This window comes from Azospirillum largimobile, assembly GCF_977007025.2.
In genome coordinates this window covers 910,838-934,601 of the sequence record NZ_CDRMUA020000002.1, presented here as the reverse complement: position 1 = coordinate 934,601, position 23,764 = coordinate 910,838, and the positions used below count along the sequence as shown (strand labels likewise).

Genomic DNA, 23,764 nt, shown 5'->3' with positions numbered 1-23,764 from the left:
CGGTTTCTGAAAAAATCGGCGGGAACCCATCCTGGACGCGCCGTTTCCGCGCCGGGTGGCCTGTCCGCAGGCACGTTCGTTTCGCGATGAGGATCAGCGGAGATAATGGATGTGGGGCCGACCGTGATGGGAGGACACTTCCACGCGGGCTTCGACCGAGAAGACGGTCCTCAGCAAATCCTCGGTCAGCACCTCGTCCGGCGACCCGGTCGCAACGATCCGCCCCTGTTTCAGGACCACCAGCCGGTCGCAGAACATTGCCGCGTGGTTGAGATCGTGAAGGGCGGTGATGCTGGTGACCGCAAGCTCGGAGACGAGCTTCAGCAGCGCGATCTGGTGCTGGATGTCGAGGTGGTTGGTCGGCTCATCCAGGATCAGTTCCTTCGGCGTCTGCGCCAGCGCCCTGGCGATGTGGGCGCGCTGCTTCTCGCCGCCGGATAGGCTGTGCCAGAAGTCGTTGCGCTTCGCCGTCATCCCGGCCTTTTCCAGCGCGCCGTCCACCGCCTCCTCGTCCGCCCGCGACCAGCCCGAGAACAGGGAGCGGTGGGGAAAGCGCCCGAGCTTCACGACGTCGATGACCTTCAGGTTGGCGTTCGTCGTCGCATGCTGCTCGACGAAGGCGACGCGCTGCGCGACGGACCGGCGCGGAATGGTCCGCAGGTCCGTCTGGTCGAGAAGGACTTTGCCGGATTGCGGCTGCTTCAGCCCGGCGAGCAGGCGCAGAAGCGAGGTCTTGCCGGACCCGTTCGGTCCCAGCAGCCCGAGCATCTCGCCCGGCCGGGCTTCCAGCGAAACCGCGTCGAGCACGGTCTTGCCGCCAATTCCCCATGTGAGACGTTCGGTCTTAAAGCTCATGACGCACGCTGGAACCGGTAGAGGATGACCGAGAAGAAGGGCACGCCCACCAGCGCCGTGACGACGCCGACCGGCAGGACCTGCTGCGGGATCAGGACGCGCGACGCGATGTCGGCCGCCACCATGAAGATCGCGCCCGCGATGGCGCAGGCCGGCAGCAGCCGGATGTGCATCGGGCCGACGAGGAAGCGGGCGGCATGCGGCACCACGAGGCCGACGAAGCCGATCGAGCCGACCATGCTGACGATGGTCGCCGTCATCAGCGCGGTCAGCGCGAAGAGCAGGAGCCGCGCCCGGCCGACATCGACGCCGAGGGCCGCAGCGGATTCGTCGCCGAAGGCGAAGGCGTCGAGGACGCGCGCGGCGAGCAGGCAGGCCACGAGGCCGCCGCTCACCACGATGGAGACCAGCATAAATTCCGGCCAACGCGCGCCGCTGAAGCTGCCGAGCAGCCAGAACATCACGTCACGCGCCTGCTGCGCATTGCCGGACGTCGTCACGATGTAGGACGTGGCGGCGTTGAACAGCTGGGAGGCGGCGACGCCGGCCAGGATCGTGCGGTCGGCGCCGCCGCGCGTGCCGTTCGACAGCAGGGCCACGAACAGGAAGGCGGCGAAGGCGCCGGCGAAGGCCCCCATCGACAGCGAGACCGCGCCGGCCCCGACGCCGAGGATGACAATTGCGACGGCGCCGGTCGACGCACCGGCAGAAATGCCCAGCACATAGGGCTCGGCGAGCGGGTTGCGCAGGAGCGATTGCATGAGCGCCCCCGACAGCGCAAGGCCGGCACCGCAGAAGGCCGCGACCAGCGCCCGGCTGAGCCGGTAGTCCCAGATCACGGTCTCATGGATGCGGCTCAGCTCGACCGAGGTCCATCCCAGCCGGTTGGTCATGGCGTGGAAGGTCGTGGAAAGCGGAATCGGCAGATCGCCGATCCCCACGCTGACCGCGATGACGAGAGCGATGGCTGCTAGGGAGGCCGCAAGCATGCCCCCCAGCATGGTCAACCGCCCGAGCGACTGCCCCATGCCCGTCACTTCAGCAACCCGAGGTCTTTCAGTTGCCCGGCCACCTGTTCGGCACCGTAGAGAGTGCGGATGGTCGGATTCATCGCTTGGCCGTCCATGACGACAATGGCCTTGTTCTTGACCGCGGGCATCTGGCTGACCGCTGGATCGGTGGTCAGGAACTTGATCTTGGCATCGGTCCTGTCGAGTTCCCACCGGTTGCGGTCGAGACTGGCCACGACGATGACATCTGGATTGGCGGCGATGATGCCCTCCCAACCCAACGTCGGCCATTCCGATTCCGAGGCGATGGCGTTCGTGCCGCCGAGCAAGTCGGCAATGAATCCCGACGCGCCGTTCTTGCCGCCGAGATAGGCGTCGGCGGACGGCGAGGGGCTGGAGAACCAGAAGACGTAGGAGAGCTTCCGGCCGTCCTTGGGGACGCTGGCGCGGATGGCCGCCTCGCGCGCCTTGAAATCGGCGATCACTGCCTGACCGCGATCCGCGACGTCGAAGATCTGGGACAGCTCGTCGATCTCCTGATAGAGCTGATCCATGCTCCAGAGCTGCGCACGGGTGCCATACGCATCCTTGGAGTTCTTGGTGTCGAGGCAGGTGCTGGGCGACAGATAGGCCGGGACGCCGACCTTCTCGAAATCGCCGCGCTTGGCGACCTTGCTGTTCGGGCCGAGCAGGACGGGCAGCGCCGCCGAGACGAAATCCGGGTTTTCGACCAGGATCGATTCAAAGGTCGGGAACTCGACGGTCAGCAGCTTGACCTTGGCGTTCGCCTCGGCCAACTGCGGCATGACCTTGCTGGGCCAGAAGGCGGTGCCGACCATCCTGTCCTGCAGGCCGAGGAGCAGAAGGATTTCGGCGCTGTTCTGGCCGAGGCCGATCGCCCGTTGCGGAGCCTTCTGGATCGTGACCTGGGCACCGCAATTCTCGATGATCAGCGGATAGCTCGTTTTTCCGGCGAAGGAGGGCGCCGCGGCAAGGCTGGCCGCCGCGAACAGGGTGGCAGCGGTCAGGAGTGATTTTACAAAGGTCATGGGAATGTTCCAGGCCGGTTTGTCGTTACGGTGCGCCGTTGGTGGTCCGTCGGCTGCGATGGGGAGCGGTGGCGCCTGCCGTGCGAGGATGGGCGAGCGGGCGCTTTTCCGGCGTCGGCACGGTCATGCCATTGCGGATCGCGGGCTTCGCTCGGGGCGGGGTGGCAATGATGTGGCGCATGTCCCGGTGAGGCTGCTCATGCCGATCGCCGCGGGCGAGCAGCGTCCTAGGCAATAGGCCCGCAATCAAAATCTCAATTGCGAGCAATAAAAAGAGTCAAGAGAACGAGTTTTGCATAGCAAAGTATATTGGCTCAAAGCATAAAATTACCCTCTCGGCGCTCCGGACGGGTGCTGTTTTCTACATCGATCATGGAGGTTTGTGTTCGCATCGAGGTGCAGACGTTTTGAAAATGATAACGATTGTCGTTTGCAAGTCAAGAGTCATTCGGCTCGACCGGTGGAGAGAAGCACAGCCTTTGGTCGCGACGTTGGTGCAAAAAGGACCGGAGTGGTGGCGGCCGGGAGGGCGAGCGGGTAAAGGATCAGCCCATGCTGAAGCCAAGAGTCCGATGCCGTACAAGGCCAACGAGGCCCACCGTCACAAGATCCCGAAGGCGCGCTACCGTGTGGAGAACTGGTCGGCCTACGATGCGGCGCTGCGTCGGCGCAGCGACCTGACGATCTGGGTGACGCCGGAGGCGATCGCCACCTGGACGCCGCCGGCTTCGAGCCGACGCGGCCGGCCAGCGCGCTACTCGGACGTGGCGATCGAAGCCGGGCTGATGCTGCGTCTTGCGTTCGGCCGGCCATGGCGGCAGACCGAGGGTTTGCTGGGCTCGCTCATGCGCCTGCTCGGCCTGGACCTGCCGGTCCCGGATCACACGACCTTCTCCCGCCGTAGCGCCGATCTTGAGATCGCGTCGGCGCTGGTCAGGACGGACGGGCCGGTCACCGTGGTCATCGACTCCACGGGGCTGAAGGTGTTCGGCCGGGGCGAGTGGCATCTGGAAAAGCATGGCGGCCACGCGCGCCGGAGTTGGCGCAAACTGCACTTGGCGGTCAATCCGGACACCGGTGAGATCCTGGCATCGGCGTTGACGTCGAACGAGGAGGGGGATGCCTCCCTGCTCGGTCCGCTGCTCGACCAGATCGCCCGCCCGATCGGCACGGTGCTGGCCGACGGGGCGTACGATGGCGAGCCAATCTACCAAGCCGTCACGGGCCACACGCCCGACGCCGCAGTGGTCATCCCACCCCGCTCGACCGCCGTGCCAAGCGACACGACCGAAACCGCTCCAACTCAACGCGACCGGCACATCCGGATGATCAAGGAACGTGGCCGGGCTGGTTGGCAACGCGCCGTCGATTACGGCCGCCGCTCCCTCGGGGAAGTCGCGATGCTGCGCTACAAGACGCTGATCGGTCGCAGCCTCCACGCCCGGACTCTGCCTCGACAGAAGACCGAGGCCAAGATCGCCTGCAAGGTGATCAACATCATGACCGGCCTCGGCATGCCGGCGTCCCGCCGCGCCACCTGAACACCCTGGGATAGGGCGAAGTCCGCCCAAACGCTGATTTCTGCACCAACGTCCCGCGGGGCGGCTCGCCTGGCCTGAATGGCCTCCTCGCTGAACCAGATGGTCAAACTGCCGCGCTGACGCAGCCCAGATTCATACGTCGACCAGTTCGTCACACGGTACTTGGCGCGAGGGAACTGCTGGCGGTGGGCAGCGTGGTGTTTGAACGGCATCGGTCGACGGGGTGGCAGGCATCAACGGGATACAGCTTCTACGCCAAGCCGCAAGCCGCCGCCAATCCCCCATCCACGCACCACGCTGGTTTTGGCGGAAGGGGAGCGGCTTTTGGAACAGGCTCCTTTTGTCGGATGATCGCCGAGCCAACGTTGCCGAAAGCGCATCGAGGAGGTGTTCGACCGGATCAAGACAGTGCCTATTTTCAAATTATCAGGGTCGATTCCACGCTGCCAGAAGCATTCTATCTGCGTCATCATTTCTCCCGTCAGTCGATGGAAGTTGTGACGAGTCCTCTCGAGGGTAATTTTTTGCATTACTATTCATCGGCACAATATTTCCCGAACTGGTTCTCAGGATTTTAGCATCAACCAATAACCCCCCAAGCAAGACACGGTAAAGTTCTTGAAATGCCTCTTCCATGGTGAGGCCAGATCTCGTAAGGAAAGTCGGACGCCGCAGTCTTAGGGCAGCTCCAAGGATAGTTTCCGCCACTACTTGCCCATGGCAAGGAACGAAAACTCCTTGAGTTACACCTTTATCAATCAACTGCGCAAGGCCGGCTGCGCGACCCTGTTGATATGCATCGAAGCTATCTCGGTTCTGTATTGAGGCCTCAATGTCTTTAAAGAATGCAGCAGACATTCGCCCCACCGCCTGCAAGCCGATATCGAGGTATTCAGCCAGTGTGATCGTGGGGTCCTGCTGGCTGCCGATCAGGGCATTTCCCTTATCCAGCAATCCCCTGAAAAGGCGCTCAACCACAATGTGAAAAAGGTCTTCCTTTGTTTGCGCAATGTCGTAGAGCCGGCGGCGTGAGCAGCGCATCCGTTTGGCGATCTCACCGACTGTCAGGTTGTTGATGCCTTCCGCAAGAAACAGGCGGGTAAGCCCGTCCAGAAATTCCTCATCCGAAACCACTTTCGCCATAAGTACGCTCCCCTGATTATGTCGGTACCAAAACGCTTGCTAAGGTACCAAAAACAGTTTAATGGTACCAAACAATGCTTTCTGGTACCGAAGATACCTGATTGGGTTAAGGGTGTGATGCAGTGCGCCGCGGACGAACTGCCCCTCCCCCGAGCAGGATCTGCTGACGACCTCGCACGGATACCCAGTGAAACAGTAGTCGGGGCTGGGAGGAAGACAACGATGAATCTGATTGATTATTTTGATGCTGGTGCTGACAGCCATCCCGCCTCCCCGTGCTTCGTGGACAGCGGCAACGGTGCGCCAAGTGCCAGCTACGCTGAAACCAAGGCCAAGACCTGTCAGATCGCACATGCTCTGCATGCGCTCGGTTTCGAACCGGGCTTTCATGGTGCGGTTCTCAGCGGCAACACCGCCGGCGCATTCACGGCGCTGCTGGGAGTTCTGAGAGCGCAGGGCGTCTGGCTGCCGGTCAATGCGCGCAACAGTGTGGATACGAACATCGAGTTCCTCAAGGACATGGACTGCGATGTTCTCTTCTATCAGGCGCGCTACGCCGACCAAGTTGAGGCCATCCGCAAAACATTGCCCGGCATTCGTCTTTACGTTTCCCTTGAGGAGACGGACGGAACCGATCTGTCTCTCGACCGACTGATGCATGGCCATCCGCTTCGAATGAACGCCGTTCCGTCACAGCCCGAGGCATTGGCCCTGATCATCGGGACAGGCGGGACGACAGGCCGCTCCAAGGGCGTCATGCTCACCAACCGCAATGTGGCAATGACCTTCGCCAGCCACATGTCGGCGATGCAGGTGACGGACGGAATGACCGTCCTGGCTGCAGCACCCATCACACACACGGCGGGCCTCATCACGATGCCATTTCTGGCCCGGGGGGCGCGCGTCGTCCTGATGGACGGGATCGAGCCGCAGAAGCTGCTGAGGGTGATGGAGCGGGAGCGGGTCAACAAGTTGTTCCTGCCTCCGACTGTCATATACACTTTGCTGGCGCAGCCCAACATCCGCGATTTCGATTTCTCCGCGCTGCGCTATCTCGTTTACGGTGCGGCTCCCATGTCTCCCGACAAGCTGGCTGAGGCCATCGAAATCTTCGGCCCGGTCATGATGCAGATCTATGGCCAAGCGGAGGTGCCGGCGGCCATCACCGTTCTGCGGGTCGAGGACCATTTCGTCGACGACCAGATCGCTCCTCGCCAGCGGCTCCTGAGTGCTGGGCGCCGCTGCCCATTCACACGGGTGGCGATCATGGACGAGGACGGCAACCTGCTCGATGAACCCGGAGCGGTCGGCGAGATCGTCGCTCAAGGCGATATCGTCACGCCCGGCTATTACAAGGCCCCGGATGCGACCGCGGAAGTGCGGCGCCACGGCTGGCACTGCACGGGCGACATCGGCTACTTCGATGAGGACGGTTTCCTTTTCATCGTCGACCGCAAGAAGGACATGATCGTCACGGGGGGGTTCAACGTCTTTTCGTCTGAAGTCGAGGCGGCAGTCATGGCCCATCCGGCCGTGAAGGACTGTGCGGTGATCGGGGTGCCGGACGAGAAGTGGGGTGAGGCCGTCAAAGCCGTCATCGAGGTACGGCCGGAACAATCGGTCGAACCAGCCGACCTGATCCAGTTCGTCAAGGCCCGATTGGGCAGCGTCAAGGCTCCCAAGGATATCGAGATCGTCAGTCAGCTTCCGCGCAGCAGCGTGGGCAAGGTCCTCAAGAAAGAGGTCCGCAAGCGCTACTGGCAGGACCAGGAGCGGATGGTCTAGGCAGCCGACATCCCGTCAACATCAATGCCATCACGGGCGGCGCCCCATGCGAAGCCCTGGGAGTGACATCCATGCAAAACGAAGTTCTGGTTGCCGGTATCGGCATGACCCCGTTCAAGAAGCCTGGCGATAACCTTCCCTATCCCGACATGGCGGCTCAGTCAATCCGGCAGGCGCTACAGGATGCGGGGCTTGCCTACGGTGACGTCCAGGAAGTCTATGCCGGTTATGTCTACGGCGACTCCACCAGCGGCCAGCGTGCCGTCTACGAAGTCGGCATGACCGGTGTTCCCATCATCAACGTCAACAACAACTGCTCTTCAGGGTCGACCGCGCTCTATCTGGCACGCAAGGCGATTGCCAGCGGTGCAGCGGACTGTGTGTTGGCCGTGGGGTTCGAGCAGATGCCGCGGGGGGCTTTGCAAACCCATTGGAGCGATCGTCCCGATCCGCTGGACCGTTTCAGCGACGTTGTGGAACAGACCTTCGGTCATGCCGAACTGCCGATGGCGATCCGTTACTTCGCCGCAGCAGGCAAGGAGCACATGGATCGCTACCAGACGTCGCTGGAGACCTTCGCAAAAATTCGGGCCAAGGCGAGCCGCCATGCTGCGCGCAACCCGCTGGCCTTGTTCCGCAAGGAGGTGACCGCCGAGGAAGTCCTCGCAACGCCGGCCATCGTTCCCGGCGTGATGACACGTCTGATGGCGTGTCCGCCGACCTGTGGCGCCGCCGCTACACTGCTGGTCAGCCGCGGCTTTGCCCGAAAGCACGGCCTCGATCCGGCGGTGCGTATCCTGGCCCAGTCGCTGGTAACCGACAGGCCCGGCACCTTTGACGACCGGAGCGCCATTTCGGCCGTCGGCTACGACACCTCCCGCGAGGCTGCGCGTCTGGTGTTCGAAGCCGCTGGGGTTGGTCCCGAGGACATCGATGTCTGCGAGTTGCATGACTGCTTCACCCAGAACGAGTTGATGACCTACGAGGCATTGGGTTTCTGCGGTCTGGGCGAAGGCGAGGCTTTCGTGCAGGACGATGCCAACACCTATGGCGGAAAGGTCGTAGTGAATCCCTCGGGCGGCCTGCTGTCGAAGGGGCATCCCCTGGGTGCGACAGGCCTCGCGCAATGCTTCGAGCTTACCCACCAGTTGCGGGGCAGCGCCGAGGCCAGACAGGTGGACGGCGCACGCATGGCGCTGCAGCACAATGCCGGGCTCGGCGGCGCGACCGTGGTGACGCTCTACGGCCGTACGCAGTGATCAAAGGAGCAAGCACCATGCGACTTCAGGGAAAAGTGGCGCTCGTTTTCGGTGCCGGCTCCATCGGGTCCGGCGTCGGCAATGGCCGGGCGATGGCGATGTTGTTTGCCCGAGAGGGCGCCAGCGTCATCGCCGTGGATCGGGATCTCGCTTCCGCACAGGAAACTCGAAATCGCATCGCCGCTGAAGGCGGCGTCTGCGAGGCCGAGCGAGCCGATGTGACCGTGTCCGCCGACGTGCTGCGGGTGGTGGATGCATGCATCCACCGCTTCGGACGCATCGACGTATTAGTGAACAACGTCGGCATCGCGGAACTGGGCGGGCCTGTCGAGTTGTCGGAAGAAAAGTGGGATCTGGTCTTCGACGTCAACGTCAAAAGCATGTTCCTGGCTTGCAAGCATGTGCTGCCGCAAATGGAGCGGCAGGGCAGTGGCTCCATCATCAACATCAGTTCCCTGGCCAGTGTGCGTTGGGCTGGCGTGCCGTATGTTTCCTACGGTGCAAGCAAATCTGCCGTAAATGGCTTCTCCCGATACGTGGCCATGCAATATGCCGCCAAGAATATCAGAGTGAACACGATCTTGCCGGGGTTGATGAATACGCCGATGATCGTCGAACCTTTGGCCAAGTTCTATGGCGACGTGGATGCCATGGTGGCGCAGCGCGACGCCATGTGTCCCACCGGCAAGATGGGTGATGCCTGGGACGTCGCCCATGCTGCGTTGTATCTGGCCTGCGATGACTCCCGGTACGTGACCGGCATGGAACTGTTGGTGGACGGCGGCCTGTCTCAACAGGTGGTAACGCCGGCGCGGCCATAGAGAAAGCCGACCGGCTTCTTGCCGGTCGACGCAATGGGCAGCGCAGGTCCGCCAACCAATGGGTGCTGCTGGAAACCCGGCTCCAGAAGCCTTCAGCCCGGAGCCGTCGTGCTGCTTCAGTATTGAAGTTTCCAATCACACGAGAACGACGGGCCTTGATCCGGCGCAAGCCGCTCCGGTTGCAAGGCACGAAACATAAGATGGAGGAAACACCATGAGGTTCTGGGTTTCTGGTGCTGCCGCATGCGTATTTGCCCTGGCAACGGCGGCGCAGGCGCAAATTACCGATGACAAGGTAAAGATCGGCGTCTTGAACGACATGTCGGGTGGCTATTCGGAGCAGACCGGCATGGGCTCGGTCGAAGCGGCCCGAATGGCAATCGAGGAGATGGGTGGCAAGGTTGCCGGAAAACCCATTGAGTTGATTTTCGCCGACCACCAGAACAAGGCAGATATCGGCGCCTCGTTGGCGAATAAGTGGATTGATGTCGATCAAGTGGATGTGATCGCCGATGTTCCAAATTCGTCCGTTTCCCTGGCCGTGCAGGAAATAACCAAGCGCAAGAACCGGGCCTTTCTGATATCGGGTGGTGCCGCCGCGCAGATGACCGGCGAGGCATGTTCCCCGACTTCGGCCCATTGGACGTACGATACTTATAGCCTGTCTGAAGGTTTGGGGAAGTACGGGAGAAAGTTGCTGGGTGACAGCTGGTTTATGCTGGTGGTGGATTATAACGCCGGTTACGCCATGGAAGGGTCACTTTCCACTGCCTTGAAGGCCAGCGGCGGGAAGGTCGTCGGAGCGGTTCGTCATCCGCTCAACACAGCGGACTTTTCTTCTTACCTGTTGCAGGCGCAGGCGTCCGGAGCCAAGGTGGTTGCTCTAGCAAACGCCGGCGCGGATACCGTCAACAGCATCAAGCAGGCCGAAGAATTTGGACTGCCTGAAAGCGGACAGGTGCTGACCAGCCTTATGCTGTTCCCCAGCGATATCAAATCTCTGGGTCTCAAATCCGCAAAGGGACTTGTCTTCATCGACGGGTGGAACGCTGATCGGGACGATGACAGCCGCGCCTTCGCGAGGGCTTTCATGGACAGGACCGGAAAATTCCCGAGCATGATCCAGGTCGGCGTATATTCGGCGGTGCGTCAGTACCTCAAGGCGATCGAAGCCACCGGCACGGATGATGCCAAGACGGTGGTCGCACGGATGCGCGAGATGCCCGTGAACGACGCCTTCGCAAAGGGTGGTAAGCTGCGCGCGGATGGACGTATGGTCCATGACATGTATCTGATGCAGGTTAAATCGCCGGAAGAATCGAAAGGGCCTTGGGACTTCTACAAGGTGCTTGCCACGATTCCAGGAGACGAGGCCTTCCGCCCCATGGACAAAGGCGGTTGCCCGCTGGTGAAATAGCCGGCGAACCACATCATCACAGCCCGAGCATGAGACTGCGATGATCGCAGCGGTTCAACTTGGTGAGGCTTTTCCGATGCTGTCTTATCCGCATCGCTCGGCAGTCTGACGAAAAATCTCGCAGGGGCCCTGATTGCCCACGCCGGCCCGGATACATCCATCGAAGTGGGGACGAAGCTATGATGTCCCGGTCAAGAGGAGCGTGTTCGCGGCAGGAACCTGTCAAATACCGGTTTGATGTTCTGGATTTTTGGTTTTTCTGAATGTCAAACCGGCTCTGTTAGGCGTTCGAATATTGTTGCTCCTCTTTGATGTATTGTGACTCAAAATCTACTAAGAGGCTGTTGAGAAGAAAATAGAGCAAATGCAGCGTTGAAGTTGGATTGGGATGCTGAGCCCAGGTGCCCTGTTGATAATGCATGCTATGTCGCCGCCATAGGAGACAATCGCATGTCAACGAACCGATATCCATCAGATCTGACCGACGAAGAGTGGGCTGCCGTCTCAAAACTCTTCACGAAAAGTGAGCATCGTGGAGCGCAGCGGAAACATGATCTGAGGCGCATCATTGACGGATGCCTGTATGTCCTGCGTGGAGGCATCTCCTGGCGCATGATGCCTCATGATCTACCACCCTGGGCGGACGTGTACGACCACTTCCGTCGCTGGCGCAAAAGCGGGAAGTGGGAACAGGTCAATGCGGTGCTGCGCGAGCAGTATCGAACCCGGCGTGGCCGCAAAGCCCAACCAACGGCGGCAGTCATCGACAGTCAATCTGTGAAGACAACCGAGGCCGGGGGGCCACGTGGCTATGATGGCGGCAAGAAGGTCAGCGGGCGGAAGCGGCAGACCTTAGTCGATACGGAAGGTGATCTTCTGAAGGTGCGGGTGCATCCGGCCGATCTTCATGACAAGGCCGGGGGGCATCGTCACGTTAACTTGAGCGATGCAAGGAGGGTGGGTGCCGCCGCCCACCTCCACCCATCAGGTCACTTTGCGGGCACACGTCTCCTGCTGCCAGACGGCGAAGGCGCTGGTTCGATAGGCTCGATATTCGGCGGCCGTCATAAGGTAGCGGCTCGGGTGGGAATGCTGATGAATGGGGCCGTGGGCGGAGAGAAACTGCTGGGCGTGCCGGGGTGACTTGAAGCGCTTCATCCGTCGCTCACGCAGGTGGGTCGGCTGGTGCGAGTTCTCGGCGCGGTTGTTGAGATACCGGCTTTGCCGGTGCTCCACGCCGGGGATGATCTTCACTTTTGCGGCGGCATACGACTTCAGCTTGTCGCTAACGACGACGCGGGGCACGTAGCGCAAATCTATCAACAGCTTCCTGAAGAAGCGCATTGCCGCCTTGGTGTTGCGCCGGCTCTGCACCAGGATGTCGAGCACCACACCCTCCTGATCGACCGCGCGCCACAGGTAATGCTGCACGCCGTTGATTTTGATGAACACCTCATCCAAGTGCCAGCGATCGCCGGGACGGGGACGCCGACGGCGTAGCCGGTTGGCAAAGGTCTGGGCGAACTTGCGACACCAGCGCCGCACCGTTTCATAGGAAACCTCAACGCCGCGCTCGGCCAGGAGCAGTTCGACATCCCGAAAGCTGAGCGGGAATGTATGGTAGAGCCAAACCGCATGCGCGATCAGCTCGGCCGGGAAGCGGTGGCGGTAATGGGGATCGGGCTCACGTCTCATCCCGCTACCATGCCTAGCGCACCTCCAGCTCGCTAGCCCCGCAGTTTATGTGACGATGCCGTTCGGCGCTCGGGTGCGGGGGCTGCGCGACCGCCTGACCGGCACCCTCAGCATCGGGCTGGTGGACAACACGCTGACCGATCCCAATTTCCCGCTGGAACGCGTGATCACCCGCTTCGCCGATGCCGCCCCCGAGGTCAACCTCTCCATCTCCACCCGGCCGCCCAACGAGCTGCTGCGCGACGTGATCGGCGGCGGGCTGCACCTCGCCATCGCCGGCTTTCCGCGGATCGTGCCGGGCCTCTCCTACATCGACCTCTACACGGAAACCAACCTGTTCTTCTGCGGTGCCGGCCATCCGCTGTTCGACCGTCCGGACGATATGGTCGATCTGGACGAGGTGCGCCGTCACCGGCTGGTCGCCCGCAGCTATTGGGGGGCGCGCGACATCAAGATCTTCGCGATCAGCGCACCGCATGCGACCGTCAGCGACATGGAGGGGGCCGCCCGGCTGATCCTGTCCGCCCGCTATCTCGGCTATCTGCCCGACCACTACGCCGCCCCCTGCGTCCAGGCCGGACGGCTGCACGTCCTGCTGCCGCGCGTGCTGTCCTATCACGCGCCGTTCCAGATCGCGGTCCACAGCGACCGGGCGACGACGCCAGTGGTCGATCTGTTCATGACCCTGACGCGGGAGGAGATCGCCGGCCGCTGACGGCAGTACGCTGCCCCCCTTCAGATCCGCCTGTCGAATTGGGATTTGGTATACCATCGTGTTGGCGCGGTGGATGCTGACCCTCGCATGCAGCCCTTCACCGCGAAAGACCAACGTCGGGGAGCCTACGAAGACCATGCGCAACTTCGAAGAACCCGGCCGTTCGCTCGCCATGGGCCGCAACGGCATGGCCGCCACCTCGCACCCGGCGGCAACCCTGACGGCGGTCGAGATCCTCAAGGCCGGCGGCACGGCGATCGATGCGGCCGTGGCGGCCTGTGCGGTCCAGAGCGTGGTGGAAGCGGGTTCGACCGGGATTGGCGGCGACTGTTTCGCCATGGTCGCTCCCCAGTGCGGGACCGACATCCGCGCCTATAACGGCTCCGGCCGCACCCCGGCGGCGATGACGCTGGAGCGCCTGCGGGCGGCGGGCATCACCGCGATCGACCGCCACTCCCCCCACGCGGTCACGGTGCCGGGGGCGGTGGATGCCTGGACGCGGCTGGTCGCCGACCATGGCCGCCTGCCCCTGAGCGAGGTCTTCGCCCCGGCCATCGCCATGGCGCGCGAAGGTTACGTCATCACGCCACGGGTGTCGCACGACCTCGCCCAGCAGACCGATCTGCTGCGCCGGGACCCGGCCGCCGCCGCCACCTTCCTGGTGGACGGTGAAGCCCCCGCGGCCGGCACCGTCCAGACCCAGCCGCTGTTGGCCGACTCGCTGGAGGCCATCGGGCGCGAGGGGCCGGACGCCTTCTACCGCGGCGCCGTCGCCCGGGACATGGTGGAGACCCTGCGGGCGGCCGGCGGCTTCCACAGCCCGGAGGATTTCGCCGAGGCCAGAGGCGAGTATGTCACGCCGATCAGCACCGACTATCGCGGCCGCACCATCCACGAATGCCCGCCGAACGGACAGGGCATCATCGCCCTGATGATCCTGAACATTCTCAAACGCTTCCGGCCCGCCGGCGATCCGCTCGACCCCGACAGCCTGCATGTGGAGATCGAGGCGACGCGGCTCGCCTATGCCGCGCGCGACGCCTTCCTGGCCGATCCGGCGCAGACCGGATCGTCGATGGTCGAGCATCTGCTGTCCGACGCGCTGGAGATCGGCGGAGTGTTCGACAGTGTCGAGCACAAGGACACGGTCTACATCGCCGTGGTCGACAAGCAGCGCACGGCGGTCAGCTTCATCAGTTCGATCTTCCATCCCTATGGCAGCGGGTTGATGGCGCCCCGCTCCGGCGTGCTGTTCCACAACCGGGGCCAGAGCTTTTCCCTGGTCGACGGGCATCTGAACATGGTGGCGCCGCGCAAGCGGCCGATGCACACCATCATTCCGGGCATGGTCACCGAAAACGGGCGCGTCAGCCTGACCTTCGGCGTCATGGGCGGGCATTACCAAGCGATGGGCCATGCCCATTTCCTGTCAAAGCTGTTCGACCACGGCCTGGACATCCAGAACGCCATCGAACTGCCGCGCCTGTTCCCCCTGCCCGGCACCCGCAGCGTGGAAGCGGAGACGGCAATCCGCACCAGGGCTGGGGCGGAGTTGGTCCGCCGGGGCTTCACCGTGACGGCACCCAATTGGGCGATCGGCGGTGCCCAGGCCATCGCCATCGATTGGGAGCATGGAACCCTCCTGGGCGGTTCCGACCACCGGAAGGACGGGTGCGCGCTCGGCTATTGATGCCGGGCTCCGTCCCGCCGGCTTTCCTCGACCACCCAGCGGCGGAAGCGGTCGCGCCGCTCATTCGGCTTGCGCCGGCTGGGGACGACGAGGAAATAGCCCCTTTCCGTCTGGATCGGCCGGTCGAGCAGGGCGACCAGATGCCCGTCCCGCATCAGCTCGTCGATCAGCGGGCTCCATCCCAGCGCCACCCCCTGGCCCATCAGGGCAGCCTGCAGGACCAGCGGGTAATTGTTGAAGGTCAGGTCCTGGCCACCGGCCGGCATCGGCAGCCCGTGCAGGGTGAACCAGTCGCCCCAGGACAGCCATGCGGCCGGCCCGACGCTTTCCAGATGGAGGAGCGGCAGGGACGCCAGATCGGCCGGGGACGCGAAGGTGCCGGTGGAGGCCCCGGTGGAGGCCCCTGCGGCAAACGGAGCGCGGCTCGCCCGGAAGGCAGGACTGCAGACCGGCAGGACCCGTTCCGGGAACAGGAGTTCCGCCTCGCAGCCGGGCCAATGGCCATGGCCGAAGGTGATGGCGATGTCCGCCGCGTCGCGGCGCAGGTCGATCGCGTTCTGCATCGTCACGATCCGCACGTCCAGCTCGGGCAACAGCTGGCGCAGGGCGCCGAGGCGCGGCAGCAACCAGCCGGCGGCGAAGCCGAAATCGGTGGCGACGTTCAACACCCCCGGCCGGTGCCTGTCACGGATGCGGGTCACCGCATCGCCGATGCCGTCCAGCGCGTCGCGCGTCGCCTCGTAGAGCCGCACGCCGTCCGGCGTCAGCGCCACCCCGCGGTGAAGGCGGCGGAACAGCGCCGTTCCCAGATCGGCCTCCAGCCAGCCGATCTGGTGGCTGACGGCCGACTGGGTGCAGGCAAGCTCGCGGGCGGCGGCGCTGAAGCTGAGCAGCCGGCCGGCCGCCTCGAAGAAAAGCAGGGTGCGCAGCGGCGGCAGGCGGTCCTTTCCCATGAGCACCCTTCATGCCAACATGATCAGACAGGGGCTTCACGCTCCTTGCCGGGTTCGTCAATTCTATCTTCATCCAAGGATCTGTCCACAAACGGTATGAAGCAGGCGGATATGGCGCGGCGCCCAAACATCCTTATCCTCATGGCCGACCAGATGATCCCGCAGGCGCTCGGCGCCTATGGCAACCCGACGGTGCGGACGCCGCACATCGACCGCCTTGCGGAGGGCGGCGTGGTGTTCGACAGCGCCTACTGCAACAGCCCGCTCTGTGCGCCCTCGCGCTATGTCTTCCTATCGGGGCGGTTGCCCTCGGCGATCGGCGGTTATGACAACGCCGCCGAATTCCCCTCCGCAGTCCCCACCTTCGCCCATTACCTCCGGCTGGCGGGCTACCGGACCATCCTGTCCGGCAAGATGCATTTCTGCGGGGCCGACCAGCTCCATGGCTTCGAGGAGCGGCTGACCACCGACATCTACCCCGCCGATTTCGGCTGGACGCCGGACTGGACCCGACCCGATGAGCGGCCGAGCTGGTATCACAACATGAGTTCGGTGCGCGATGCCGGTCCCTGCCTGCGCACCAACCAGCTCGACTTCGACGAGGAGGTGGTCTTCACCGCGGAGCGCAAGCTGTACGACATCGCCCGCGGCCGGCGGGAACGGCCCTTCTGCTTCGTGGTGTCGCTGACCCATCCGCACGACCCCTACGCCATCACCGAGCGCTACTGGAACCGCCACACCGACGAGGAGGTGCCGCTGCCGCGCGTCACCCTGGCGCTGGAGGCGATGGACCCGCATTCGCGGCGGCTGCGCCACGTCTGCGCGATGGACGAGATGCCGCTCAGCGAACGGCAGATCCGCAACGCCCGTCGCGCCTATTACGGCTCGGTCGCCTATGTGGACGACCAGATCGGCCGGCTGATGGGCGCGCTGGAGGAAACCGGACTGGCCGAGGACACGATCATCGTCCTGCTGTCAGACCATGGCGACATGCTGGGCGAACGCGGGCTGTGGTACAAGATGAGCTTCTTCGAGTCCGCCTGCCGCATCCCGCTGATCATCCGGACGCCGGGCTGGTTCCAGGCCGGGCGGGTCGCCGCCTCGGTCTCGTCGATGGATCTGCTGCCGACCCTGGTCGACCTCGCCCATGACGGGGCGGCGCCCGGCTTGCGGACGCCGATCGACGGGCGCAGCCTGTTGCCGCACCTGCAGCGCAGCGGCGGCCACGACGAGGTGATCGGCGAATATCTGGGCGAAGGCGCCGTGGCCCCGATCGTGATGATCCGGCGCGGCAGCGACAAATTCATCCATTCGCCGGCCGATCCCGACCAGCTCTATGACCTGTCCGACGATCCGGACGAACTGGTGAACCGGGCGGAGCGGCCTGCCGTCGGCTCGGCGGCGTCCGATGCCCTGCGACGCTACCGCGCCGAGGTGGACCAGCGTTGGGATTTGGCGCGTCTGCATGAGGAGGTCGTCGCCAGCCAGCAGCGGCGCCTCCTGGTTGCCGACGCGCTGCGGCGGGGGCAGCACCGCTCCTGGGATTTCCAGCCCTTCACCGACGCAGGCACCAGCTATATGCGCAACCATCTGGATCTCGACGATCTGGAAGCCATGGCGCGCTTCCCGCGTCCTGGTACCCCTGTGCAATAGGACGGCGCGACGGCGCGCCGGACGTCGACCATCACCCGACAGGAGGGAACGCAGCATGCAGATATCCGGGGTTGCAATGGGCGGTTTGACGGCAGGGCGTGCGGCACTGGCAGGTCTGGCGGCCGGCTTGGCGGCCATGATCGGGCTTACGGCCGGCTTGCCGGCAGCATCGGCGGCGGAGCCCGCCAGTTGTCAGACAGTCAGAATGGCCGATCCCGGCTGGACCGACATCACCGCGACCAATGCGTTGGCGGGAACGCTGCTAAGCGCGCTGGGCTATCAGCAGAAGGTCGAGACGGTCGCCGTGCCGATCATTTTCCAGGGGCTGAAGACCGCGCAGATCGATGTCTTCCTCGGCAACTGGATGCCGGCCCAATCCACCTTCCTCGACAAGCTGATCGCCGAGAAATCCGTTGAAATCGTGCGACCCAACCTGGAGAACGCCAAATTCACTCTGGCGGTGCCGAAGGCGGTGGCCGATGCCGGCGTGCACAGCTTCGCCGACCTCGCCCGCTTCGGCGACCGGTTTGAAAAGAAGATCTACGGGATCGAGCCGGGGGCACCGGCGAATCAGAACATCCAGCGCATGCTCGACAAGAAGGATTTCGGGCTGGAGGGCTGGACCCTGGTCGAATCGAGCGAGCAGGCCATGCTGACGCAGGCGATGCGCCGGACGCGCAGCAAGGATTGGGTGGTCTTTCTCGGCTGGCAACCGCACCCGATGAACACCCGGATCGACATGACCTATCTCAGCGGCGGCGACGCCTATTTCGGCCCGAACTATGGCAGCACCACGGTCAACACCCTGTCCCGGCGCGGCTACGGCACCGAATGCACGAACGTCCACCGCCTGTTCAGCCAACTCGCCTTCACCGTCGAGATGGAGAACCAGATCATGGCCGCCATCACGGAAGACAAGAAAACCCCCAAGGACGCGGCGGCCGACCACCTGAAGGCGCACCCCGACCTTCTCAGCCCCTGGCTGGCCGGCGTGTCGACCCGCGACGGCAAGGACGCCACCACGGCCGTGCGCGCGGCGTTGGGCCTGAAGTAACGCAACCAAACGACAAGGAGACGAACAACCATGCTGGCCGCGCTACGCGCATGGGTCCGGGCCCGCTTCCCATCCTGGTTCCGCCCGGCCTACCGGCCCGAACGCCATTACATGCGCGGCCCCCCCGGCCGACGATGAGGCCGGGATGCGGGGATAGGGACCGATCCTTCGCAGACCAGCTCAATTGCCGCAGCGTCGGGTTTCGTTGAAACTGCCCTATTCCAGCTTCGGTTCGCCAAACGGGGGTTCGGCCAGCCAGTGCGACGGCATCGTCACATAAACTGCGGGGCTAGCGAGCTGGAGGTGCGCTGGGCATGGTAGCGGGATGAGACGTGAGCCCGATCCCCATTACCGCCACCGCTTCCCGGCCGAGCTGATCGCGCATGCGGTTTGGCTCTACCATACATTCCCGCTCAGCTTTCGGGATGTCGAACTGCTCCTGGCCGAGCGCGGCGTTGAGGTTTCCTATGAAACGGTGCGGCGCTGGTGTCGCAAGTTCGCCCAGACCTTTGCCAACCGGCTACGCCGTCGGCGTCCCCGTCCCGGCGATCGCTGGCACTTGGATGAGGTGTTCATCAAAATCAACGGCGTGCAGCATTACCTGTGGCGCGCGGTCGATCAGGAGGGTGTGATGCTCGACATCCTGGTGCAGAGCCGGCGCAACACCAAGGCGGCAATGCGCTTCTTCAGGAAGCTGTTGATAGATTTGCGCTACGTGCCCCGCGTCGTCGTTAGCGACAAGCTGAAGTCGTATGCCGCCGCAAAAGTGAAGATCATCCCCGGCGTGGAGCACCGGCAAAGCCGGTATCTCAACAACCGCGCCGAGAACTCGCACCAGCCGACCCACCTGCGTGAGCGACGGATGAAGCGCTTCAAGTCACCCCGGCACGCCCAGCAGTTTCTCTCCGCCCACGGCCCCATTCATCAGCATTCCCACCCGAGCCGCTACCTTATGACGGCCGCCGAATATCGAGCCTATCGAACCAGCGCCTTCGCCGTCTGGCAGCAGGAGACGTGTGCCCGCAAAGTGACCTGATGGGTGGAGGTGGGCGGCGGCACCCACCCTCCTTGCATCGCTCAAGTTAACGTGACGATGCCCTGTCCGATGCGGTTCAAAGCCAACGCGACGCGCGCCATCATATCCCGAAGCAGCGCTTCCGGGTGCGCAACTGGGCCGCGTACGCAGGCCATCGCCGACGGTGGCCGCATGGCGGGAATCTCGGCGCGGTTCACTTCTTCACGAGCGGGCAGTCGCTTTGCGACAGCGGACGGAAGGCCTCCTCGGCGGGGATCGTGGCGAGCAGGTTGTAGTAGTCCCAGGGATATTTGGACTCCGAAGGCTTCTTCACCTGCATCAGGTACATCTCGCGCATGAAGCGGCCATCCTCGCGCACCCAGCCGTCCTTCACGAAGGCGTCGTTGATCCGCATGCTCTTCAGCTTCTCCATGACCGGTCCAGCCTCGTCGGTGCCGGCGGCCTCTATGGCCTTCAGATAGGCGAGCGTGGAGGAGTAGACGCCGGCCTGCCCCATGTTCGGCATGCTGTTCACCCGCTCGTGAAAGCGCCGGGAGAAGGCCCGGGTCTCGTCGTCGCGGTCCCAGTAGAAGGCGGTCGTCAGGTACATGCCCTGCGTCGCTTCCAGGCCGAGGGCGTGGATGTCCGTGTCGAACAGCAGGAGCCCCGCAAGCTGCTGCCCGCTCTGGGTCAGGCCGAACTCGGAGGCGGCCTTGATGGCGTTGCGCGCGTCCATTCCGGTGGTGGCGAGGCCGACGATCTTGGCCCCGGACGCCTGCGCCTGCGTCACGTAGGACGCGAAATCCAGGTTGTTCAGCGGGAAGCGCACCGCGCCCAGGACCTTTCCGCCATTCTCCTGCACGATCTTCGCCGTGTTCTCCTCCAGCCCGTGGCCGAAGGCGAAATCGACGGTGAGGAAGTACCAGCTGTCGCCGCCCTGCTTGATCGTCTGCGCCCCCGTGCCCTTGGCCAGCGCATAGGCGTCGTAGGCGTAGTGAATGGTGTTGGGGGTGCATTTGTCGCCGGTCAGGCGGGTGACGGACGGGCCATTGAAGATGGCGATGCGGTTCTTGTCGCGGACGATGTCCGACACGGCGAGCGCAAGGCCGGAATTCGCCACGTCCTGGATCAGGTCGACGTTCTGCGCGTCGATCCACTCGCGCACGATGGCCGAGCCGACATCCACCTTATTCTGGTGGTCGGCGGACAGCACCTCCACGGGTTTGCCCAGCACCTTGCCGCCGAAATCCTCGACCGCCATCTGCGCGGCGGCGATCGAGCCACGGCCGCTCTGGTCGGAAAACACGCCGGACAGATCGGTGATGACTCCGATCCGGACGGTGTCGTTCGAAATCTTCGGGGCCGGCCGTGCACCCTGCTGGGCCGCCGCCGGCACCGCGCTGGCCAGCAGCAATGCGGTCCCGGCCGCCAACGCGGTGCGAATAGCACGCTTCATCGTTTCCTCCCTGGATTGCGCCGTCCCGGCGTGCCTGCGCCGAAACCCGTTGCCACACGGTCCCGCCGCATGATCGACTCCACAACGTCGTCCGATCCGGGGCATGGGTAAAATGGGGAAAAACGATCAGTTTGCCGTTCAAATTGTTCCGACACTTCTCCGTCCAGACGACGTGCCGGGAACGGCGGGGGAGCGGCTGTTTTGCCCGGCCTTAGGCGGGCATCCGGCGGACCGCGCGGAGTATCTCGCCCTGCTTCCCGTCCAGGACAGCAACGGGCGCCTGCTCGCCGCCCTCGCCGAGCTTCCGGACGGCGTGCCGGAGGGCGTGTGCGTCGGCGTGCTGGCGGTGGATCCCTTCCGGCCGGCGGGTCAGTTCCTGGACTCCTTGCGCCGTGCCGGTGTGAAGGCGATCACCAACTTCCCCACCACCGCGCTGTTCGATGGGGAGACCGGCGAGACGCTGCGCGGCGTCGGGCTGGGTGCGGAGCGGGAGGCATCCTTCCTCGAACAGGCTGCGCAGGCGGGATTCGCCGTCACCAGCTTCGCCGCCGATATCGTGACGGGCCGGCGCATGCGGGCGGCGGGCGCGTCCCGCCTCGTGGTGCATCCCGGCGCCGCGACCGGCGATCCGTCACGCGACGCCGAAGCGGCGGAGAACGCCGCCGCGGTCGCCGCCGCGTTGCGGCGGGAGGGCGGCGGCCCGGTTCTCGTCTACCGTCCGGCGGGGTTCGAGGAGCATCACGCCATCCTGGCGCGCGAGGCCGACGGGCTGGCGCTGCTGCCCGGCGCGACTCAGTCCAACAACCCGTAGAGCCGCATCTTGTTGTAGAGCGTCTTGCGCGACAGGCCGAGGTAGCTGGCCGCCTTCCCCCGGCGGAAGCGGTGCCGCCGCAGGCCGTCCAGAATCCAGTCCCGCTCCGATTGCGCCGGGGTGCGGTCACCGGGCGCGTTCGGGCGTGGCCGGCCCGTTCTCCTGCTGTCCAGGGATGGCAGAGCCTCCGCCTCGATCACGTCGCCGTCGCCGTGCAGCGCCTGCTCCACCACGGCGCGCAGTTCGCGGAGGTTGCCCGGCCAGTCATGGGCGATGAGCAGCCGGAATGCCCGCGGCGAGAGCCGCACCGGCCCCGCCGCTGGGCGAAGCGCCGCCGCGAAATGCTCGACCAGCAGCGGAATGTCGTCCAATCGTTCGCTCAGCGGCGGCAAATCGATGTTTCGCCGGGCGAGGCGGCGCGCCAGTTCGGGCACGAGGGTTCCGGTGCGGGAAGCGTCCTCCAGGCCTGCCGTTCCGATCAGGATGATCCGGGCGTTGGAGCGCAGGCTTTCCTGACCGCCCTGGCGGCGGAAGCCGCCGCGTTCCAGGAAAGCTGCAAGCTCCGCCTGCGTATCGGCCGGCAGGCGCTCCGCGTTCTCGATCACCAGCGTCGTTCCGTTCGCCGCTTCGATCCAGCCGAGGCGTCGTCGTCCGCCGTCCGCCGGCTCGGCCCCGAACAGCCATCCGCCGTCGAGATGCCGCGCGTCGACCACCATCGGTGGGCGCTGGCGCTGGGAACCGCGCCCGTGCAGCAGTTGCGCCACCAGCGACCGTCCGCTGCCGTCCGGCCCGGCGATCCACACCGGCCCGCCGTCCGCCCCCAGATGCTCCAGCCGCGCCCGCGCCTCCACCAGGGCGTCGGTGCGGCCCAGCAGGCCCATCCCCCGCCCGGTTTGGTCGAGCCGGCGTTCCAGTCTGTCGATTCGCCGTTGCAACGTGGAGACCAGCTTGAAGGCGGCGGTCATCTCCTCCATCGAGCTTTCCAACGGCAGGCGGTCGATGGTCGAACCGCCGATGTAGCCGTCGGCCCGCGCCTCGCGGCAGGCCTCGTGCATGTCCTGCGGGGTGGTGATCGGCCCGCCCTCGATCACGCACAGCGCGCCGGGATGGACCGTGCGTATGGCCTTGATGAGGCCCCGCGCGCGGTTGCCGACCTGAAGCACCGATTCGCCGCTGGGCACGCCCACGGCGCCGCCGGCGTTCCACCCGATGTTGAAGCAGTACAGGTCGACCCCCGTTCGGGTCAGCGCCAGCGCCTCCTCCCGGCGGCGGAAATAGCCGATAGTGGCGAGCCCGGCGGCCCGCGCCGCCTCCAGCATGCCGACCTCGCGCGCGAAGCCTAGGCCGGTGCGCTCCAGCGCCTCACGGAAGCGCCCGTCCACATGCGCCACGGTGGGGAAGTTCACCACCCCGGCGAAGCCCCACGCCTGCAGCCGCTCCATGAAGGGGGCCAGCTCCTCCTCCGTGATGCCCCAGGCGCTGGCGCCGAAGAAGACCGGGATGCGCGTCGCGTGGACGATCTCCGAGCAGGCAAAGTCGGCGACGAAGGCGTTGCTGTCCCGAAGCGCCAGCATGGTGGCGATGGACGACGCCCCCATGGTGCGGAACCACCCCGCGGTGAGCGCCAGCAACAGGTCGGCGCCGCCGCGCGCCGCCGCGCGGGCCGCGAGGCCGGTGCCGATGGCGGCCCCCACCAGCAGCGTGTGCCGGCCCGAGCAGGCGCGCCGCAGATCGTCGAGCACGCGGTTCCGATCATGAGTCATGCCAGCCATTATACCCAAGATTACTCGCTCCGCCGCAACGCTCCGGTTGTTGCGCCCCGCAGCCGGCATAAGCTTCCGG

At 64.6% G+C, this 23,764-nt stretch carries 19 protein-coding genes and 1 pseudogene; 12 read left to right on the top strand and 8 right to left on the bottom strand.

All coding sequences use genetic code 11. From position 1 onward, the window contains the following. Window positions 1-93: 93 nt before the first annotated feature. Genes ACWPKK_RS17455 through ACWPKK_RS17445 form a run of 3 tightly spaced genes read right to left on the bottom strand, consistent with a single transcriptional unit; the run spans window position 94 to window position 2,914 of the window. The gene (locus ACWPKK_RS17455) at window positions 94-855 is read right to left on the bottom strand and encodes an ABC transporter ATP-binding protein (protein ID WP_452006575.1); all 762 of its coding nucleotides are present in this window, start codon (window positions 853-855) and stop codon (window positions 94-96) included. Beyond that, complete coding sequence (locus ACWPKK_RS17450) at window positions 852-1,883, bottom strand: FecCD family ABC transporter permease (RefSeq protein WP_452006573.1); 1,032 nt, start codon at window positions 1,881-1,883, stop codon at window positions 852-854. The genes ACWPKK_RS17455 and ACWPKK_RS17450 overlap by 4 nt, the downstream gene beginning before the upstream one ends. 5 nt (window positions 1,884-1,888) lie before the next feature. Beyond that, a complete protein-coding gene (locus tag ACWPKK_RS17445) occupies window positions 1,889-2,914 on the bottom strand; it encodes an ABC transporter substrate-binding protein (protein ID WP_452006570.1) in 1,026 nt (341 codons plus the stop codon). 572 nt (window positions 2,915-3,486) lie between these two features. Here ACWPKK_RS17445 and ACWPKK_RS17440 point away from each other — a divergent pair. Continuing rightward, window positions 3,487-4,455: an IS5 family transposase gene (locus ACWPKK_RS17440; RefSeq protein ID WP_452006567.1), complete on the top strand. Its 969-nt coding sequence runs from the start codon at window positions 3,487-3,489 to the stop codon at window positions 4,453-4,455. Window positions 4,456-4,881: 426 nt separating this feature from the next. Here ACWPKK_RS17440 and ACWPKK_RS17435 read toward each other — a convergent pair whose 3' ends face one another. Further along, on the bottom strand, window positions 4,882-5,598 hold the full coding sequence (locus ACWPKK_RS17435) for a TetR/AcrR family transcriptional regulator (protein WP_452006564.1): 717 nt from the start codon (window positions 5,596-5,598) through the stop codon (window positions 4,882-4,884). 222 nt (window positions 5,599-5,820) lie between these two features. Between ACWPKK_RS17435 and ACWPKK_RS17430 the strand changes: the two genes are divergently transcribed. The 5 genes and pseudogenes from ACWPKK_RS17430 to ACWPKK_RS17410 form a co-directional block, all read left to right on the top strand. Next, window positions 5,821-7,383 (top strand): AMP-binding protein, encoded by a 1,563-nt coding sequence (locus ACWPKK_RS17430; protein ID WP_452006561.1) that lies wholly within the window; start codon window positions 5,821-5,823, stop codon window positions 7,381-7,383. Window positions 7,384-7,454: 71 nt separating this feature from the next. After that, window positions 7,455-8,642 carry a lipid-transfer protein gene (locus ACWPKK_RS17425; protein ID WP_452006558.1) on the top strand — a complete coding sequence of 396 codons (1,188 nt, stop codon included), beginning with the start codon at window positions 7,455-7,457 and terminating at the stop codon, window positions 8,640-8,642. 17 nt (window positions 8,643-8,659) lie between these two features. Further along, window positions 8,660-9,463 carry an SDR family NAD(P)-dependent oxidoreductase gene (locus ACWPKK_RS17420; RefSeq protein WP_452006555.1) on the top strand — a complete coding sequence of 268 codons (804 nt, stop codon included), beginning with the start codon at window positions 8,660-8,662 and terminating at the stop codon, window positions 9,461-9,463. A 214-nt stretch (window positions 9,464-9,677) separates the two neighbouring features. Then, window positions 9,678-10,880, top strand: a complete 1,203-nt coding sequence (locus ACWPKK_RS17415; protein ID WP_452006552.1) for an ABC transporter substrate-binding protein — start codon at window positions 9,678-9,680, stop codon at window positions 10,878-10,880. 450 nt (window positions 10,881-11,330) lie between these two features. Further along, window positions 11,331-11,807, top strand: a pseudogene (locus ACWPKK_RS17410) (IS5 family transposase); the annotation flags it as partial. A 57-nt stretch (window positions 11,808-11,864) separates the two neighbouring features. Here ACWPKK_RS17410 and ACWPKK_RS17405 read toward each other — a convergent pair. Beyond that, on the bottom strand, window positions 11,865-12,575 hold the full coding sequence (locus tag ACWPKK_RS17405; protein WP_452006550.1) for an IS6 family transposase: 711 nt from the start codon (window positions 12,573-12,575) through the stop codon (window positions 11,865-11,867). Between the two features lie 55 nt (window positions 12,576-12,630). Here ACWPKK_RS17405 and ACWPKK_RS17400 point away from each other — a divergent pair, with 55 nt between their 5' ends. Together ACWPKK_RS17400 and ACWPKK_RS17395 are read left to right on the top strand one after the other, a co-directional pair. Next, entirely contained in the window at window positions 12,631-13,290 is a 660-nt protein-coding gene (locus tag ACWPKK_RS17400) for a substrate-binding domain-containing protein (protein ID WP_452006547.1), read from the top strand. Between the two features lie 136 nt (window positions 13,291-13,426). Beyond that, window positions 13,427-14,980: a gamma-glutamyltransferase family protein gene (locus tag ACWPKK_RS17395; protein WP_452006544.1), complete on the top strand. Its 1,554-nt coding sequence runs from the start codon at window positions 13,427-13,429 to the stop codon at window positions 14,978-14,980. Here ACWPKK_RS17395 and ACWPKK_RS17390 read toward each other — a convergent pair. Beyond that, window positions 14,974-15,933 (bottom strand): choline sulfate utilization transcriptional regulator, encoded by a 960-nt coding sequence (locus ACWPKK_RS17390; protein ID WP_452006542.1) that lies wholly within the window; start codon window positions 15,931-15,933, stop codon window positions 14,974-14,976. The two genes, ACWPKK_RS17395 and ACWPKK_RS17390, sit on opposite strands and share 7 nt — an antisense overlap. Before the next feature lie 111 nt (window positions 15,934-16,044). On the opposite strand from ACWPKK_RS17390, the gene betC reads away from it, so the two are divergent. The 3 genes from betC to ACWPKK_RS17375 all read left to right on the top strand — a co-directional run bounded on the left by betC (window position 16,045) and on the right by ACWPKK_RS17375 (window position 19,676). Further along, window positions 16,045-17,586, top strand: a complete 1,542-nt coding sequence (gene betC, locus ACWPKK_RS17385) for a choline-sulfatase (protein ID WP_452006539.1) — start codon at window positions 16,045-16,047, stop codon at window positions 17,584-17,586. Between the two features lie 136 nt (window positions 17,587-17,722). Beyond that, window positions 17,723-18,640 carry a choline ABC transporter substrate-binding protein gene (locus tag ACWPKK_RS17380; protein WP_452006695.1) on the top strand — a complete coding sequence of 306 codons (918 nt, stop codon included), beginning with the start codon at window positions 17,723-17,725 and terminating at the stop codon, window positions 18,638-18,640. Window positions 18,641-18,965: 325 nt separating this feature from the next. Next, entirely contained in the window at window positions 18,966-19,676 is a 711-nt protein-coding gene (locus tag ACWPKK_RS17375; protein ID WP_452006536.1) for an IS6 family transposase, read from the top strand. A 193-nt stretch (window positions 19,677-19,869) separates the two neighbouring features. Here ACWPKK_RS17375 and ACWPKK_RS17370 read toward each other — a convergent pair whose 3' ends face one another. Continuing rightward, complete coding sequence (locus tag ACWPKK_RS17370; protein WP_452006533.1) at window positions 19,870-21,111, bottom strand: ABC transporter substrate-binding protein; 1,242 nt, start codon at window positions 21,109-21,111, stop codon at window positions 19,870-19,872. 172 nt (window positions 21,112-21,283) lie between these two features. On the opposite strand from ACWPKK_RS17370, the gene ACWPKK_RS17365 reads away from it, so the two are divergent. Next, complete coding sequence (locus ACWPKK_RS17365; RefSeq protein WP_452006530.1) at window positions 21,284-21,922, top strand: phosphoenolpyruvate hydrolase family protein; 639 nt, start codon at window positions 21,284-21,286, stop codon at window positions 21,920-21,922. Here the strand turns inward: ACWPKK_RS17365 and ACWPKK_RS17360 are convergent. After that, window positions 21,904-23,685 (bottom strand): phosphoenolpyruvate hydrolase family protein, encoded by a 1,782-nt coding sequence (locus ACWPKK_RS17360; RefSeq protein ID WP_452006527.1) that lies wholly within the window; start codon window positions 23,683-23,685, stop codon window positions 21,904-21,906. The genes ACWPKK_RS17365 and ACWPKK_RS17360 overlap by 19 nt on opposite strands. Window positions 23,686-23,764 lie beyond the last annotated feature (79 nt).

Excerpts from the sequence above, each read along its gene's own strand:
- ACWPKK_RS17455 (WP_452006575.1), bottom strand. The coding sequence starts at position 855 with ATGAGCTTTAAGACCGAACGTCTCACATGGGGAATTGGCGGCAAGACC.
- ACWPKK_RS17450 (WP_452006573.1), bottom strand. The coding sequence starts at position 1,883 with ATGGGGCAGTCGCTCGGGCGGTTGACCATGCTGGGGGGCATGCTTGCG.
- ACWPKK_RS17445 (WP_452006570.1), bottom strand. The coding sequence starts at position 2,914 with ATGACCTTTGTAAAATCACTCCTGACCGCTGCCACCCTGTTCGCGGCG.
- ACWPKK_RS17440 (WP_452006567.1), top strand. The coding sequence starts at position 3,487 with ATGCCGTACAAGGCCAACGAGGCCCACCGTCACAAGATCCCGAAGGCG.
- ACWPKK_RS17435 (WP_452006564.1), bottom strand. The coding sequence starts at position 5,598 with ATGGCGAAAGTGGTTTCGGATGAGGAATTTCTGGACGGGCTTACCCGC.
- ACWPKK_RS17430 (WP_452006561.1), top strand. The coding sequence starts at position 5,821 with ATGAATCTGATTGATTATTTTGATGCTGGTGCTGACAGCCATCCCGCC.
- ACWPKK_RS17425 (WP_452006558.1), top strand. The coding sequence starts at position 7,455 with ATGCAAAACGAAGTTCTGGTTGCCGGTATCGGCATGACCCCGTTCAAG.
- ACWPKK_RS17420 (WP_452006555.1), top strand. The coding sequence starts at position 8,660 with ATGCGACTTCAGGGAAAAGTGGCGCTCGTTTTCGGTGCCGGCTCCATC.
- ACWPKK_RS17415 (WP_452006552.1), top strand. The coding sequence starts at position 9,678 with ATGAGGTTCTGGGTTTCTGGTGCTGCCGCATGCGTATTTGCCCTGGCA.
- ACWPKK_RS17405 (WP_452006550.1), bottom strand. The coding sequence starts at position 12,575 with ATGAGACGTGAGCCCGATCCCCATTACCGCCACCGCTTCCCGGCCGAG.
- ACWPKK_RS17400 (WP_452006547.1), top strand. The coding sequence starts at position 12,631 with ATGCCGTTCGGCGCTCGGGTGCGGGGGCTGCGCGACCGCCTGACCGGC.
- ACWPKK_RS17395 (WP_452006544.1), top strand. The coding sequence starts at position 13,427 with ATGCGCAACTTCGAAGAACCCGGCCGTTCGCTCGCCATGGGCCGCAAC.
- ACWPKK_RS17390 (WP_452006542.1), bottom strand. The coding sequence starts at position 15,933 with ATGGGAAAGGACCGCCTGCCGCCGCTGCGCACCCTGCTTTTCTTCGAG.
- betC (WP_452006539.1), top strand. The coding sequence starts at position 16,045 with ATGGCGCGGCGCCCAAACATCCTTATCCTCATGGCCGACCAGATGATC.
- ACWPKK_RS17380 (WP_452006695.1), top strand. The coding sequence starts at position 17,723 with ATGATCGGGCTTACGGCCGGCTTGCCGGCAGCATCGGCGGCGGAGCCC.
- ACWPKK_RS17375 (WP_452006536.1), top strand. The coding sequence starts at position 18,966 with ATGAGACGTGAGCCCGATCCCCATTACCGCCACCGCTTCCCGGCCGAG.
- ACWPKK_RS17370 (WP_452006533.1), bottom strand. The coding sequence starts at position 21,111 with ATGAAGCGTGCTATTCGCACCGCGTTGGCGGCCGGGACCGCATTGCTG.
- ACWPKK_RS17360 (WP_452006527.1), bottom strand. The coding sequence starts at position 23,685 with ATGACTCATGATCGGAACCGCGTGCTCGACGATCTGCGGCGCGCCTGC.